Source organism: Vibrio intestinalis (genome assembly GCF_025195085.2).
In the GTDB taxonomy this organism is placed as follows: Bacteria; Pseudomonadota; Gammaproteobacteria; order Enterobacterales; family Vibrionaceae; genus Vibrio; species Vibrio intestinalis.
In genome coordinates this window covers 237,555-251,915 of sequence record NZ_JANAVY020000003.1, presented here as the reverse complement: position 1 = coordinate 251,915, position 14,361 = coordinate 237,555, and the positions used below count along the sequence as shown (strand labels likewise).

The 14,361-nt window shown below is 46.0% G+C and carries 13 protein-coding genes; 9 read left to right on the top strand and 4 right to left on the bottom strand.

Annotation, left to right across the window (positions count from 1 at the left end):
• Positions 1 to 18 precede the first annotated feature (18 nt).
• Positions 19 to 1,347: an outer membrane channel protein TolC gene (gene tolC, locus MU515_RS07540; RefSeq protein WP_260259812.1), complete on the bottom strand. Its 1,329-nt coding sequence runs from the start codon at positions 1,345 to 1,347 to the stop codon at positions 19 to 21.
• Between the two features lie 232 nt (positions 1,348 to 1,579).
• On the opposite strand from tolC, the gene nudF reads away from it, so the two are divergent.
• From nudF to parC, 6 genes are all read left to right on the top strand, one after another.
• Positions 1,580 to 2,209 (top strand): ADP-ribose diphosphatase, encoded by a 630-nt coding sequence (gene nudF / locus MU515_RS07535; protein WP_260259811.1) that lies wholly within the window; start codon positions 1,580 to 1,582, stop codon positions 2,207 to 2,209.
• Entirely contained in the window at positions 2,197 to 2,637 is a 441-nt protein-coding gene (locus MU515_RS07530; protein ID WP_260259810.1) for a DUF1249 family protein, read from the top strand. The genes nudF and MU515_RS07530 overlap by 13 nt, the downstream gene beginning before the upstream one ends.
• Positions 2,638 to 2,646: 9 nt before the next feature.
• Positions 2,647 to 3,468, top strand: coding sequence for a 3',5'-cyclic-AMP phosphodiesterase (gene cpdA / locus MU515_RS07525; RefSeq protein WP_260259809.1), 822 nt, complete (start codon positions 2,647 to 2,649; stop codon positions 3,466 to 3,468).
• Between the two features lie 2 nt (positions 3,469 to 3,470).
• Positions 3,471 to 4,052: an esterase YqiA gene (yqiA, locus tag MU515_RS07520; RefSeq protein WP_260259808.1), complete on the top strand. Its 582-nt coding sequence runs from the start codon at positions 3,471 to 3,473 to the stop codon at positions 4,050 to 4,052.
• Between the two features lie 274 nt (positions 4,053 to 4,326).
• On the top strand, positions 4,327 to 6,207 hold the full coding sequence (parE, locus tag MU515_RS07515) for a DNA topoisomerase IV subunit B (protein WP_260259807.1): 1,881 nt from the start codon (positions 4,327 to 4,329) through the stop codon (positions 6,205 to 6,207).
• A 3-nt stretch (positions 6,208 to 6,210) separates the two neighbouring features.
• Entirely contained in the window at positions 6,211 to 8,490 is a 2,280-nt protein-coding gene (gene parC / locus MU515_RS07510; protein ID WP_260259806.1) for a DNA topoisomerase IV subunit A, read from the top strand.
• Between the two features lie 74 nt (positions 8,491 to 8,564).
• Here parC and degS read toward each other — a convergent pair whose 3' ends face one another.
• From degS to zapG, 3 genes are all read right to left on the bottom strand, one after another.
• On the bottom strand, positions 8,565 to 9,629 hold the full coding sequence (gene degS / locus MU515_RS07505) for an outer membrane-stress sensor serine endopeptidase DegS (protein WP_260259805.1): 1,065 nt from the start codon (positions 9,627 to 9,629) through the stop codon (positions 8,565 to 8,567).
• Positions 9,630 to 9,744: 115 nt separating this feature from the next.
• Positions 9,745 to 11,112 carry a Do family serine endopeptidase gene (locus MU515_RS07500; protein ID WP_260259804.1) on the bottom strand — a complete coding sequence of 456 codons (1,368 nt, stop codon included), beginning with the start codon at positions 11,110 to 11,112 and terminating at the stop codon, positions 9,745 to 9,747.
• 170 nt (positions 11,113 to 11,282) lie between these two features.
• Positions 11,283 to 11,735, bottom strand: a complete 453-nt coding sequence (gene zapG, locus MU515_RS07495; RefSeq protein WP_260259803.1) for a Z-ring associated protein ZapG — start codon at positions 11,733 to 11,735, stop codon at positions 11,283 to 11,285.
• 195 nt (positions 11,736 to 11,930) lie between these two features.
• On the opposite strand from zapG, the gene zapE reads away from it, so the two are divergent.
• From zapE to rpsI, 3 genes are all read left to right on the top strand, one after another.
• Positions 11,931 to 13,034, top strand: coding sequence for a cell division protein ZapE (zapE, locus tag MU515_RS07490; RefSeq protein WP_260259802.1), 1,104 nt, complete (start codon positions 11,931 to 11,933; stop codon positions 13,032 to 13,034).
• 340 nt (positions 13,035 to 13,374) lie between these two features.
• Entirely contained in the window at positions 13,375 to 13,803 is a 429-nt protein-coding gene (rplM, locus tag MU515_RS07485) for a 50S ribosomal protein L13 (RefSeq protein ID WP_260259801.1), read from the top strand.
• Positions 13,804 to 13,818: 15 nt separating this feature from the next.
• A complete protein-coding gene (rpsI, locus tag MU515_RS07480; protein WP_038866232.1) occupies positions 13,819 to 14,211 on the top strand; it encodes a 30S ribosomal protein S9 in 393 nt (130 codons plus the stop codon).
• Positions 14,212 to 14,361: the final 150 nt, after the last annotated feature.

The window sequence follows — 14,361 nt, the reverse complement described above, 5'->3', positions numbered from 1 at the left end:
TAGGCTATCAAGTATTGATTAGCTTGCAGGCTTTAGGCCTGAGTTGATATCTAGGATATCTTGCTCGCTTAGTGTACCAACAGCTTGACGAAGTTGTAGAACACTTAGGATGTAGTCGTAACGAGCGTTCGATAGGCTCTTGTTCGCATCGTATAGACGGCGAGTTGAGTCTAAAACGTCAACGATAGTACGAGTACCTACATCGAAACCAGCTTCTGTTGCTTCTAGTGCAGAGCGAGCAGATACAACGGTTTGCTCGTAAGCACGTAGTGCACCAATTGATGCGCTGATGTTGTTGTTAAACGCGCGCACATCTTTCACTACGCTACGGTAAGCAGCTTCAAGATCTTCGCTAGCGGCTACGTAGCCAAGCTCAGCTTGCTTAGTTTGCGAGGTGATTTTACCACCGGTGTAAAGTGGCACTGCTAGGTTTACGCCAACTGTAAAGTTGTTGGTTGTACCGTCAGAATCAGCACTGCTTGAGATGTCACCATAGTTGTATCCGCCATCTAAAGTCAGTGATGGTAGGTGGCCTGAGCTTGCTAGAGAGATGTTGTCTTTCGCAATGTCTTGCGTGATACGAGCACTTAGTAGGCTTAGGTTTTTCTCTTGAGCTTCTTGAATCAGCGCATCGATCGCTGTCTTAGTCTTGCTTGCTGAGAAACGGTCAGTATCAAGTACATCAAGGTTTGAGTGTTCTTGACCTGTAATTTCACGTAGGCCTTCGTAGCTGTTTACTAGGCTGTTTTCTGCCAATACTTCATCAGCCAATACTGCATCGTACTGAGCTTGTGCGTCATGAACGTCGGTAATTGCCGATAGACCCACTTCGAAACGTTGCTTAGTTTGCTCTAGTTGGCGGCCAACCGCAGCTTTTTCCGCACGAACGAATTCAAGGTTGTCTTGTGCACGTAGTACATCAAAGTAAGCGGTAGAAACGCGAAGAATCAATGCTTGTTGAATAGACGCGTAAGTCGCATCTGCTTGGCGAGCGCTTTTTTCTGCAGTATCAAGAGAAATCCAGCTTGAACGTTGGTAAAGCTCTTGTGAGAAGGCAATGCCTGCAGTCAGTGCGTTTTGATCGTTATCGCGATCTGGCACGTTAGCGTCTAGATTAGTTTCGCCACGAGTTAGGTTGTAACCCGCAGTCAGACTGATTTGTGGAAGCAATGGTGCGCGGCTTTCTTCGATAGCTTCAAAAGCAGCGTCTTTACTTGCAGCGGCACTAAGCAGCGTAGGATCGTTTTCTTTTGCTTGGTTGTAAATGTCTGCCAGCGTATCTGCCCAAGCAGAAGTGCTGAGACTACCTAATGCTGCACTGATAAATAGTGGAAGCAATTTTTTCATGGGTTTGATTCCTGCCAAATTAAAATTGAGTTCTATTGTTCAAGAGTTTAACTCATATTGATGCTAATTCACTCTAAACTTTGCATTCTTTTACACTTAATTGTCCATCTGTGCAATAAAAACCACTTCTATTTAAAAATAAATATAAATTTTGTATAAAAAGTTGAAGTAGGTCGATAGCGCATTAATAAGTCTACAAGTAAACTATAAGGTTCACTGACAGAGGTGCCAAATGCAACAGTCTGAAAAACAACCAACTCAGTTTACACCTGAAGATGTGGAAATAATCTCAAAACAAACGCTGTTTCAAGGCTTTTTTAAAATGGTGAAGTACCGCTTTAAGCATAAGCTATTTGAAGGCGGTTGGAGCCAAGAGATCGAACGAGAGATGTTTGAGCGTGGTCATGCAGCGGCGATGTTGCCGTATGATCCAGTCACCGACCAAGTTGTGCTGATTGAGCAAATCCGCGTAGGCGCGTTAGAGCACGACAATCCTTGGCAGCTCGAGATTGTTGCAGGCATTATTGACCAAGGTGAGCAAGCTGAAGATGTCGTTCGCCGCGAAGCCGTTGAAGAGGCTGGTATCGATGTCTCTCGCCTAGAAAAGGTGACTTCTTATTACCCTTCTTCGGGCGGATGCTCCGAGATGCTTGATGTCTATGTTGGTGAAGTCGATGCGAGCACCGCGCACGGCGTTCATGGTTTAGACTATGAAGGCGAAGATATTCGCGTTCATGTGGTGAGCAGAGAAACGGCCTATCAGTGGGTCGTCGATGGTCGCTTTGAAAATGGCGCATCAATAATTGCTTTGCAATGGTTACAACTTAATTATCAGCGTTTGAAGACCGAATGGGACAACTAGCAACAAACAAACCGTATCATGTTGATTTAACAGAATTGATGCGGGTATATGAAACGAATTATGCCAAGCTTAATGCCTTGATACCGCAGAGAGCAGAGGTAGGAGATGTTCGTTGCTATCAAGCTGCTAGTATGTCGTACCAAATACAAGTGGGAGAAGTCACAAAGTACACAACTTTGGTTGATATTTGTCAAAGTGATGACGTTCCCGTGTTTCCATTGCCAAAAATGTCTGTCAGGCTCTACCACGATGCTCGTGTGGCAGAGGTGTGCAGCAGTGAATACGTTAATCGAGTCCAAGCTCGATATGACTACCCGAATGACAAAATGGTTCAAAAGGATGAAAAAGCACAATTGAACCGTTTTCTAGGTGATTGGTTATCGTTCTGCCTTAGGCATGGTATTAGCCGAACGCCCTTAAATATCTAGGTTTTTATTTTGAAAGTGACGTCAAGTTCAGCAGTGAAAGACAGCATCAAACTACTCCAAATTACTGATACTCATTTGTTTGAAAATGAGGACGGATGTTTGTTGAGCGTCAACACCAACAGTAGTTTTGAAGCGGTAGTCGAAGCGATTCAACACACTGACTTTGAATTCGATGCAATTCTTGCCACTGGCGATATTTCGCAAGACCATACCGATAAATCGTACCAGCGTTTTGAGCAAGGGATTGTGCCTCTAGAAAAGTCTTGTTACTGGCTGCCGGGCAACCATGATTACAAACCGAGCATGGATTCTGTTTTACCATCGCCGCAAATCATTCAAACTCATCACGTTATGCTCGGTGAGCATTGGCAGATGATTTTGCTCGACTCTCAAGTGGTTGGTGTACCTCATGGCCGTTTAAGCGATCAGCAGCTTGATATGCTTGATCGTAAGTTAGCTGAGCATCCTGAAAAACATACGCTTGTGTTGCTACATCATCATCCAATTCTGGTGGGGAGTGCGTGGCTTGATCAGCATACCTTAAAAGATGCTGAACATTTTTGGCAGGTGATTGAGAAACACAGTAACGTGAAAGCGGTATTGTGTGGTCACGTGCACCAAGATATGCAGGTAGAAAAAAGCGGCGCTATCGCGATGGCTACCCCATCCACCTGTGTCCAATTTAAGCCTAACAGTGATGACTTCGCACTGGATGAAACCTCGCCTGGTTGGCGCGAGCTAGAGCTGCATGCCGATGGCCGTTTTGACACTCGTGTTAAGCGTTTAGCGGGAGGCTCATTCCTGCCTAATTTTGACTCTACAGGTTACTAAGCATGAAACCATCACTACTTCTGTATATCCACGGCTTTAACAGCTCACCTCTTTCTCACAAAGCTAATGTGATGAAGAGCTATTGCGAGCAGCATCGCCCCGATATTAAAGTCGTAGTGCCTCAGCTACCTTGTTTTCCGCAGCAAGCTGCGCAGCATTTGTTGGCTTTGGTCGAGCAGTACCAAGCAGACTACCAGATTGGTTTGGTGGGCAGCTCACTGGGCGGTTATATGTCTACTTGGTTGAATAACCAATTTGGCTTTAAAGCGGTATTGGTAAACCCAGCAGTGAAACCATATGAGTTACTTGTTGATTATCTTGGTGAGCAAGAGAACCCATATACCCATGAACGCTACTTGCTTGAATCTCACCATATTGAAGAGCTAAAGCAATTGGATGTGGCTTCGCTAAAACAGCCGACAGATTTTTGGTTGTTGCAACAAACCGAAGACGAAGTGCTTGACTACCGCCAAGCGGTAGCAAAGTATGCCGATTCGAAACAAACGGTTGAGCAGGGGGGTGATCATAGCTTTGTTGATTTTGAGCGTTACCCAGAGCAGATTATTCAGTTCTTAGCTCTGTAGCCCATAAAATAAGCGTTTCTCGCTTTCTTAACCAATGACCATAATTTTCTCGACTTACCCATATCTCTGAGGGAAGAGTCATAAATTTGCGAGTTACTCACTTAACTCGCTTGACATGAACTGGTCTCTTCCAGACTATGTTGTCCCTAGACTATTGCAGTTGTAAAACGCTGATAGATTCAGCGTTTGAGTCAATATTTAGCCGAATAGACACAATACTTACTCAGTTGCCTGCAAAGTAACCAATTAAATCTCTACGACGATATTCCGTATTATGACTGAACAATATAATGCTGGGGCCATTGAGGTTCTTAATGGCTTGGAGCCAGTACGTCGCCGACCAGGGATGTATACGGATACAGCGCGCCCGAACCACTTGGGCCAAGAAGTTATCGATAACAGTGTCGATGAAGCGCTAGCCGGACATGCCTCAAAGGTACAAGTTATTCTTCATGCTGACCAATCATTAGAAGTTATTGATGATGGCCGAGGCATGCCAGTGGATATTCACCCTGAAGAGAAAGTCTCAGGGGTGGAGTTGATTCTATGTAAGCTTCACGCTGGTGGTAAGTTCTCCAATAAGAACTATCAATTCTCTGGTGGTTTGCACGGGGTAGGTATCTCGGTCGTGAACGCGCTATCTAAGCGTGTAGAAGTAACGGTACGCCGCGATGGTCAAGTGTATGAAATTGCATTTGAGCACGGTGATAAAGTTTCTGACCTTACTGTGATAGGCACGTGTGGCCGTCGCAATAAAGGTACGAGCGTACACTTCTGGCCAGAAGCGAAGTACTTTGACTCGGCTAACTTCTCCGTCACTCGTTTGGTGAACAACCTACGAGCGAAGGCCGTTCTTTGCCCAGGCTTGGAAATTACCTTTAGCGACAAAGTCAATGGTAATGAGTACAAGTGGCTGTATGAAGATGGTCTAAATGATTACTTAGCGGAAGGCGTAAAAGGCTTCCCTGTTCTACCTGAAGCTCCATTTGCCGGCGAATTTTCTGCAGAAACAGAAGCAGCGAATTGGGCGGTAATTTGGCAGCCAGAAGGCGGTGAGATGATCACCGAAAGCTACGTTAACTTGATTCCGACTGCACAAGGCGGCACGCATGTTAACGGCTTACGCCAAGGCTTGCTGGATGCAATGCGTGAGTTCTGTGAATTCCGCAACCTTCTGCCGCGCGGCGTGAAGCTAACGGGCGATGATGTCTTTGACCGTTGTTCTTATGTTCTTTCGGTGAAGATGCAAGACCCGCAGTTCGCTGGTCAAACAAAAGAGCGTCTGTCTTCTCGTCAAACTGCAGCATTTGTAGCGGGTGTTGTAAAAGACGTGTTCAGTTTATGGCTTAACGAACGTCCACAATTGGCTGAGCAACTGGCTGAAGTCTGTATTGCCAATGCGCACCGCCGTATGCGTGCAAGCAAGAAGGTAGTACGTAAGAAAGTGGCATCTGGCCCGGCATTGCCGGGTAAGTTGACCGACTGTTCGGTACAAGATTTAAACCGCACTGAAATCTTCTTTGTCGAGGGTGACTCGGCGGGCGGTTCTGCAAAACAAGCACGTGATCGTGAGTTCCAAGCGGTGATGCCACTGCGCGGTAAGATCCTAAACACATGGGAAGTCTCTGCTGACCAAGTGCTAGCATCACAAGAAGTACATGATATCTCTGTGGCTTTGGGTATCGACCCAGATAACGATAACCTTGAAGGCTTACGTTACGGTAAGATCTGTATCCTAGCCGATGCGGACTCGGATGGTCTGCATATCGCAACTCTTCTTTGTGCTCTGTTTACTCGCCACTTCCGCGCGCTTGTGGAAGCGGGACATATCTATGTGGCAATGCCGCCTCTGTATCGTATCGACTGTGGTAAAGAAGTGTTCTATGCCCTCGATGATGATGAGAAAGATGGCATCTTAGAGCGTCTATCGAAGAAGAAAGCCAAGATCAACGTACAACGATTCAAAGGTCTGGGCGAGATGAACCCACTTCAGCTACGTGAGACCACCATGGATCCAAACACACGTCGTTTGGTGCAGCTAACGATTGACGATAGCGAAGCAACCATGGAAATGATGGATATGCTGCTTGGTAAGAAGCGAGCAGATGATCGTCGCTCTTGGTTGCAAACCAACGGCGATATGGCAGAGGTTTAACGAATGTCGACAGAAATTACTTATGATGGCGTTGAACAGTTGCCAATGCGCAAGTTCACTGAAGACGCTTATCTAAACTACTCAATGTACGTGATCATGGACCGCGCGTTACCATACATTGGTGACGGTCTAAAACCGGTTCAACGTCGTATCATTTACGCGATGTCTGAGCTGGGCTTATCAGCGGCAGCAAAATACAAGAAATCAGCGCGTACGGTTGGTGACGTGTTGGGTAAATATCACCCACACGGTGACTCAGCATGTTACGAAGCAATGGTGCTAATGGCTCAGCCATTCTCTTACCGCTACCCACTAGTAGATGGTCAAGGTAACTGGGGTGCGCCGGATGATCCGAAGTCGTTCGCAGCAATGCGTTATACCGAAGCAAAATTGTCTAAGTTTGCTGAGGTATTGCTAGGCGAACTAGGTCAAGGCACGGTTGAATGGCAACCAAACTTTGATGGCACGATGAAAGAGCCTCAAATGTTGCCAGCGCGCTTGCCTCATATCCTATTGAACGGCGTTACGGGTATCGCGGTAGGTATGGCTACTGACATTCCACCTCACAACGTTCGTGAAGTGGCGGAAGCGGCGATTCACCTGATTGATAATCCGAAATCTGAACTGTCAGATGTGATGAACTTTGTTCAAGGCCCTGACTATCCAACAGAAGCGGAAATTATCTCGCCAAAAGCGGAGCTTGAAAAAATCTACCGTACTGGCCGTGGCAGCATTAAGATGCGCGCGGTATGGCACAAAGAAGGCTCTGATATCGTTATCACTTCTTTGCCACACCAAGTATCGGGTTCGAAATTGCTTGAGCAAATCGCCAACCAAATGCGTGCGAAGAAACTGCCGATGGTTGACGACTTGCGTGATGAATCGGATCACGAGAACCCAACACGTATCGTCGTTGTGCCTCGTTCCAATCGTGTAGACAGCGAACAGTTGATGAACCACCTGTTTGCGTCAACGGACTTAGAGCGTAACTACCGTGTTAACTTGAACATGATTGGCCTTGATAATCGCCCACAGGTGAAAGGCTTAGTTCAAATCTTATCTGAGTGGATTGAGTTCCGTCGTACCACTGTACGTCGCCGTCTACAACACCGCTTAGACAAAGTGCTTGCGCGTTTACACATCTTGGAAGGTTTGTTAGTTGCTTACCTAAACCTTGATGAAGTGATTGAAATCATCCGTACGGAAGACGATCCGAAAGCCGTTCTAATGGCACGTTTCGGCATTACAGATATTCAAGCGGATGCAATTTTAGATACTAAACTTCGTCACCTAGCGAAGCTAGAAGAGATGAAGATTCGTGGCGAGCAAGACGAGCTAGAAAAAGAGCGTGAGAAGCTAGAGCAGCTACTTGGCTCTGAGCGTCGTCTAAACACGCTACTGAAGAAAGAAATCAAAACGGATGCTGAGAAATACGGTGATGACCGTCGTTCACCATTGGTTGAACGTGCTGAAGCGAAAGCGCTAACAGAACGTGACCTAGTACCAAGTGAACCAATTACTGTAGTTCTTTCTGATAAAGGTTGGATTCGTCATGCCAAAGGCCATGACGTTGACGCTGAAAACCTCAATTACAAGTCTGGTGATAAATTCCTTGCCTCAGCGCGCGGTAAGAGTAACCAGCAAGCGGTATTCCTTGGCAGTGATGGTCGAAGCTACTCACTTGAGTCACACTCGTTACCTTCTGCGCGTAGCCAAGGTGAGCCAATTACAGGCCGCTTGAACATCAATGCAGGTACGTCGATTCGCCAAGTGATCATGGGTGAAGAAGATCAGCTATGGCTGATAGGCTCTGATGCAGGTTATGGCTTCGTATGTAAAGGCAGTGATTTACTGTCTAAGAACAAGAGCGGTAAAGCGTTAGTCAGCTTGCCGCAAAATTCTGAAGTGATGGAACCTCATACCATTGGTGACTTAGACAGTGATGAAATCTTGGCTATCACCAACCAAGGCCGCATGCTGCTGTTCCCAATCAAGGAACTACCACAGCTAGGTAAAGGTAAGGGCAACAAGATCATTAACATTCCAGCTGCGAAAGCCAAGGAACGTGAAGAGATTGTTTCGCACCTTATCTCTATTCCACAAGGTTGCTCAGTTACCCTATATGCGGGTAAACGTAAGCTTGGGCTGAAGGCTAGTGACTTAGAGAACTTCCGCGGTGAGCGTGGTCGTCGTGGTGGCTTATTGCCTCGAGGTCTGCAACGTGTTACTCGTATTGAAGTGGAAACTGCGCAAGGCGCGAGTGAATCAAGCGAAGACGAATAACAGTACGACTAAATAGAAATAAAAATCCCAGCTCTGTGAGCTGGGATTTTTTATGCTTTATGTTTTTTGCAGCGTTACTCGCGAGTATCTTCTTCAATCGTCACGGGTAAAGTTATCTCTTCGCCATTTCTGAGTATCAACACTTCGACGCTAGTACCAGGGCGTAAATCAGTCACTATCTCAAGTACACTTTGGCGACCATTCACTTTATGGCCATCTATTTTCAAAATAATGTCTTGCGCTTCAAAACCTGCATTCGCCGCAGGGCCATTCGGGTCAACGCCTAGTACCACGATGCCGCCGATATGTTCATTGCCTAGTAGTCGCGCAGTCACTGAAGTAATGTCTTGGCCATCAATACCAATGTAGCCGCGAATCACACGACCATCGGCAATAATACGATTCATGATTCGATTGGCTAACGAATAAGGGATCGCAAAAGAGATGCCGTAGGTTTCAAAATCGGTCGCTTGTTGGAAAGAGGCGGTATTGATACCGACTAGCTCGCCTTGCGTGTTGACCAAAGCGCCACCAGAGTTACCTTCATTGATTGCTGCATCGGTCTGGATGAAGGCTTGGCGACCACCTGCGCTGATAGAAGAGCGACCTGTCGCAGAAATAATACCAAAGGTCGTCGTTTGGCCTAGGTTATATGGGTTACCAATCGCGAGTACAACATCACCAACTTTGGCTTTGTAGTCTGGGTTTAGCGGGATAACAGGTAGGCTGCTGCCTTCGATTTGTAGTATCGCAATATCAGTGCGGCGGTCTTTACCAATGAGCTGCGCAGCGGCCACACGACCATCTTGCAAAGCCACGATAATTTGATCGGCTTGCGCTACCACATGGTAGTTAGTAATGATGTAGCCTTTCTCGCTAACAATAACACCTGAACCGAGTCCTTGAGTTGAGAGCTTAGAGCGGTCCTCCTCTGTGTACTTTCGGCTATAGATGTTAACTACCGCAGGAGCGGCGCGCCTAACCGCTTCATTAAATGACACTTGCAGTGAATCAAAGCTCGTCACTGGGTTAGTAATATTCTCTGGAAGGATATTGGAACGCAGCGAAGGGACTGCTAACAAAAGCAGGACAGCAGTCGCAAGACCGAGAGCAACTGATCGCAGTAGGAAATTGAGCATACCTTCCTCAGATAAATTAGGTAGTTATTGAACTGGGAAGAATAGCATTAGATGGGCAAATAACAAAAGGGCAGACCAATAACGGACTGCCCTTTGAAATCAACGTCTCATTAATCTAACGAATAACGATATAAAGCGTTTGCTCGCCGCGTTGAACTTGCAGCGCCAAGACGCTTGGTTGTTTCTCTAATAAGCTACGTAGTGTTGCGAGATTTTTTACTCGCTGACGGTTTACACCAATGATGATATCGCCTTTTTGTAGCTGGTAAGCCTCTGCTGCCGAGCCTTGCGCTACCGATGAAATCTTCACCCCGGCAATTGCATCATTGCTGGTGGTATTGGTTAACTCAGCGCCGGTTAAACCATCGTGAAGTTTCTTCGCGCTAGTCTTGATGTCAATCTGCTCACCTAGGGTGATGTTGTAGGTCTTGTGTTTTCCATCGCGGAATACGCCAAGCTCGACAGACTTACCTGCGCCAATGGTACCAATCTTGGCGCGTAGCTCTAGGAAGCTATCCACTTTTTTGCCATTAATCGAGGTGATGATATCTCCAGCTTGCAGCCCCGCTTTTTCAGCAGCGCTGTCAGGCACGATTTGCTGAATAAATGCGCCTTTGCTTGAGTCATAGCCCATCGCCTCTGATAGCTCAGGGGAAAGTTCTCTACCTTGCACACCAAGCAGGCCACGTTTCACTTCACCAAATTCTATAATTTGGTCGGTGAGGTTTTTCATCATGTTGGCAGGAATAGCAAAGCCGATGCCTACGTTGCCACCATTAGGGCCATAGATAGCGGTATTAATACCAATCAGCTCACCATTGAGGTTAACCAGCGCGCCACCAGAGTTACCGCTGTTTATCGCCGCATCGGTTTGAATGTAGTTTTCGAAGTTCTCGATATTGAGGCCAGTACGACCTAAGGCAGAAACAATACCCGAAGTAACGGTTTTACCTAAGCCAAATGGGTTACCGATCGCCACCGTGAAATCACCGACTCGTAGGTCATCAGAATCACTGATTTTAATTTGAGTTAGGTTCTTGGCGCTTTCTAGTTTAAGCAGCGCAATATCTACCTTCTCGTCTCCGCCGATGAGTTCTGCATCGAGCTCGCGGCCATCATCCAGTTTGACGCGAATCTTTTCTGCGCCGCGAATAACGTGGAAGTTGGTGACCACATAGCCTTGCTTAGCATCAATGATGACGCCCGAGCCTAAACCATGAAATGGGCGCTCTTGAAGTTGCTCTACAGGGAACTCGTCGCCAAAGAAAAAGCGGAACTGTTCAGGAATATGTTGTTTCGATACTTGTGTCCCTTCTACCGCAATGCTGACAACCGCAGGGGTGACTGTTTCGAGCATGGGTGCAAGGCTAGGGAGCTGTTGGCCTGATACTGCAGGAGGAATAGCTGCAGAGGCCGGGAGAGTGGTCAAAACGGAACTGACACTGAGAGAGAGAATTGTTAAGGCAAGCAATTGCTTTTTCATTGCATAACTCCTATTGGTACTGATCTACTTATTAAGCCCTTTGTTGAGTGTTACGGGGAGTAACGCCAAGAGGCTCAATTAAGGCCTCCGCTACTCGTTGAATAGGGAAGCCAATCATTGTTATAGAAGTTATGACTTGAAAAACCGAACAAAGTTCACAGATTCAGCGGCTAAGAGGCCTTAGCTGTAACGACTTCACCGGAATCTAAGATTTCTTTTTTCTCTTCTCTTAGCAGGCCAGTCGCACCTGACGCGTAGTCTTTTGGCGCTTGATCTAAGTTGGAATCATCAGATTGAGAGTTAGCCGATTGCGCGTTGCTTTCAGAAATCTTCTTGGCAAACGGGTTATCTTGCTCTGGTAGTTTTGGTAATAGTTCAGAAGAGGTTTTAGCCATGTGTTGATAAAGCTTGGTGTACTCTTTACCAATCGTATCAAGCATCTCTGCGCTTTGAGCAAAGTGATCGGTGAGATCTTGTTTTTGCTGCTCTAGCTCAAACTTGGCCGCATCAAGCTCTTTTTGAACGCTCTTTTGTTTTTTATATCCAGGGGTAGTAAGGCGCGAGATGATCATTCCTAACACAGTACCCACAAGCAGACCGACAAGGGCATAAATCCAAGGCATAATTGCTCCTTATTATTGTGATTTAACATGTTATTTACCGGGTGGTTACACATGCTTATACGACATGGTACTATGAGAAACTCATCCAATAAAGAAAAATGCGCGTGACCTAATACCCACATCCATACGGTTATCGTGTCGATTATTTTTGTCTTCTCTACACAGCTATATAAGAAGAATTTAGAAGGCCGCCCAATGACACCATTACAGATCTACCAAAACGATATTGAAAATAACGGTTTTCGAAAAGACTCCGCTCAGCACATGGCCGTTGAGGCTTTAGATAACCTTTATCGTGAATTTATCGACTATTTAAATACTCCAGTTGTTCCTGTCTCTCGTTTGCAAAAATGGTTAGGTAAAAAGCCAGCAATGCCCCAAGCGCCAAAAGGCCTCTATTTTTGGGGTGGTGTCGGGCGAGGTAAAACCTACTTGATGGATACCTTTTTCGATGCCTTGCCAACAGACAAAAAAACGCGAGTCCATTTTCACCGCTTTATGCACCGTGTCCACGATGAGCTCTCTGCATTAGGAGAGGTGAGCGACCCGCTAGAAAAAGTGGCTGATGTTTTTAAACAGGAAGCGGAGATCATCTGCTTTGATGAATTCTTTGTTTCGGACATTACCGATGCGATGATTTTGGGTAAGCTATTTGAGTGTTTGTTTGAGCGCGGTGTGGTGCTGGTTGCGACCTCCAATATTCTACCGCATGACTTGTATAAAAATGGCTTACAAAGAGCGCGCTTTTTACCTGCGATTAAATTGATTGAGCAAAACTGCCAAATATTGAATGTCGACAGTGGCGTGGATTACCGGCTCCGCACGTTAGAGCAAGCTGAAATTTACCACTTCCCATTAGATCAGCAAGCCAGCGACAACCTAAAGCACTATTACGTTCAGCTTGCGGGGGAAGGGAAGGCCTCCGACTCGCAAATTGAGATTAACCATCGCCAGTTGGATGTGATTAAAGCGACCGATGGTGTATTGCATGCCAGTTTTGCTCAGTTATGCCAAACGGCGCGCAGTCAGAATGATTACATCGAGCTTTCAAGAATCTATCACACCGTGTTGTTGGCGGATGTAAAACAGATGGGGCATACCTTGGATGATGCTGCTCGGCGTTTTATTGCGTTAGTGGATGAATTCTACGAGCGTCATGTCAAACTCATTATTTCCGCTGAGGTGGATATGGCGCAGCTATACACTAATGGTCAGCTGGAGTTTGAGTTTAAACGCTGTCTTTCTCGACTAACCGAGATGCAAAGCCACGAATATCTAGCCAGAGAGCACCTTGCTTAGCTGATTGCAGAACTTTATCGGTTAAGGTTAGATAATAAATTAATTAGAAATAAATAATATACGCTTGGGTTAGGGCAGGAATAACAGACATATTTGCTGCATTAGGCGTTATTTCAGGGATAGAGGGTTAAAAGTCCGATTTTTGTTAAAAAAAGAGGTGATTTTTTCAGCTCACTTCTCTATAATCCTGCGACCCACCGTTACTGCAGACCTAATATCGAAGTTACTTCGAAATTGAGGTCGAGAGTGCCAACCACTCGAAGGGGTGATGACTGGGCTCTTAGACAGTGGGAGCATTTGCTCCTTTAAGTTTAAATTAATTTAACGGGTTATTATTAGCATGAAAACTTTCGTTGCTAAACCAGAAACTGTAAAACGCGACTGGTACGTTGTAGACGCTGAAGGTAAAACTCTTGGCCGTCTAGCAAGTGAAATTGCATCTCGCCTACGTGGCAAACACAAAGCTGAATACACTCCTCACGTTGACACTGGCGATTACATCGTTGTTATCAATGCTGAGAAAGTTGCTGTAACTGGCAACAAAGCTAAAGGCAAAGTGTACTACCGTCACTCTGAGTTCCCAGGTGGCCTAAAATCAATCACTTTTGAAAAGCTGATCGATCGTAAGCCAGAAATGGTTCTAGAGCTAGCTGTTAAAGGTATGCTACCACGTGGTCCTCTAGGCCGTGCTATGTACCGTAAGCTAAAAGTTTACGCTGGCGCTGAGCACAACCATGCTGCTCAACAACCACAAGTACTAGACATCTAATCGGGGATTTCGAAAATGGCAGAGAATCAATACTACGGCACTGGCCGTCGCAAAAGCTCAGCTGCACGTGTTTTCATTAAACCAGGCAGCGGCAACATCGTAATCAACAAGCGTAGCCTTGATGAGTACTTCGGTCGTCCAACTTCTCGCATGGTTGTTAAACAACCTCTTGAGCTAGTTGAACTAACTGAGAAACTAGACCTATACGTTACTGTTAAAGGTGGCGGTATTTCAGGTCAAGCTGGTGCGATCCGTCACGGTATCACACGTGCTCTAATGGAATACGATGAGTCATTCCGTCCTGCTCTACGCGCAGCTGGCTACGTTACTCGTGACGCTCGTTGCGTTGAACGTAAGAAAGTTGGTCTACGTAAAGCACGTCGTCGTCCACAGTTCTCTAAGCGTTAATCTTTTTACAAAGATATCGCTTTCAGCTTATGCTGGATGTGGATTCAAAGCCTGGCTATATGCCAGGCTTTTTGTTTTTCTAAATCCCGATAATTTTCCCCACTCCCATTCCTGAATTCTATACTTGTTGAAAAACCCTTTCTTTTGTGA

Bases quoted from the DNA above. Each gene is read 5' to 3' on its own strand.
- tolC (WP_260259812.1), bottom strand. From the start codon at position 1,347: ATGAAAAAATTGCTTCCACTATTTATCAGTGCAGCATTAGGTAGTCTC.
- nudF (WP_260259811.1), top strand. From the start codon at position 1,580: ATGCAACAGTCTGAAAAACAACCAACTCAGTTTACACCTGAAGATGTG.
- MU515_RS07530 (WP_260259810.1), top strand. From the start codon at position 2,197: ATGGGACAACTAGCAACAAACAAACCGTATCATGTTGATTTAACAGAA.
- yqiA (WP_260259808.1), top strand. From the start codon at position 3,471: ATGAAACCATCACTACTTCTGTATATCCACGGCTTTAACAGCTCACCT.
- parE (WP_260259807.1), top strand. From the start codon at position 4,327: ATGACTGAACAATATAATGCTGGGGCCATTGAGGTTCTTAATGGCTTG.
- parC (WP_260259806.1), top strand. From the start codon at position 6,211: ATGTCGACAGAAATTACTTATGATGGCGTTGAACAGTTGCCAATGCGC.
- degS (WP_260259805.1), bottom strand. From the start codon at position 9,629: ATGCTCAATTTCCTACTGCGATCAGTTGCTCTCGGTCTTGCGACTGCT.
- MU515_RS07500 (WP_260259804.1), bottom strand. From the start codon at position 11,112: ATGAAAAAGCAATTGCTTGCCTTAACAATTCTCTCTCTCAGTGTCAGT.
- zapG (WP_260259803.1), bottom strand. From the start codon at position 11,735: ATGCCTTGGATTTATGCCCTTGTCGGTCTGCTTGTGGGTACTGTGTTA.
- zapE (WP_260259802.1), top strand. From the start codon at position 11,931: ATGACACCATTACAGATCTACCAAAACGATATTGAAAATAACGGTTTT.
- rplM (WP_260259801.1), top strand. From the start codon at position 13,375: ATGAAAACTTTCGTTGCTAAACCAGAAACTGTAAAACGCGACTGGTAC.
- rpsI (WP_038866232.1), top strand. From the start codon at position 13,819: ATGGCAGAGAATCAATACTACGGCACTGGCCGTCGCAAAAGCTCAGCT.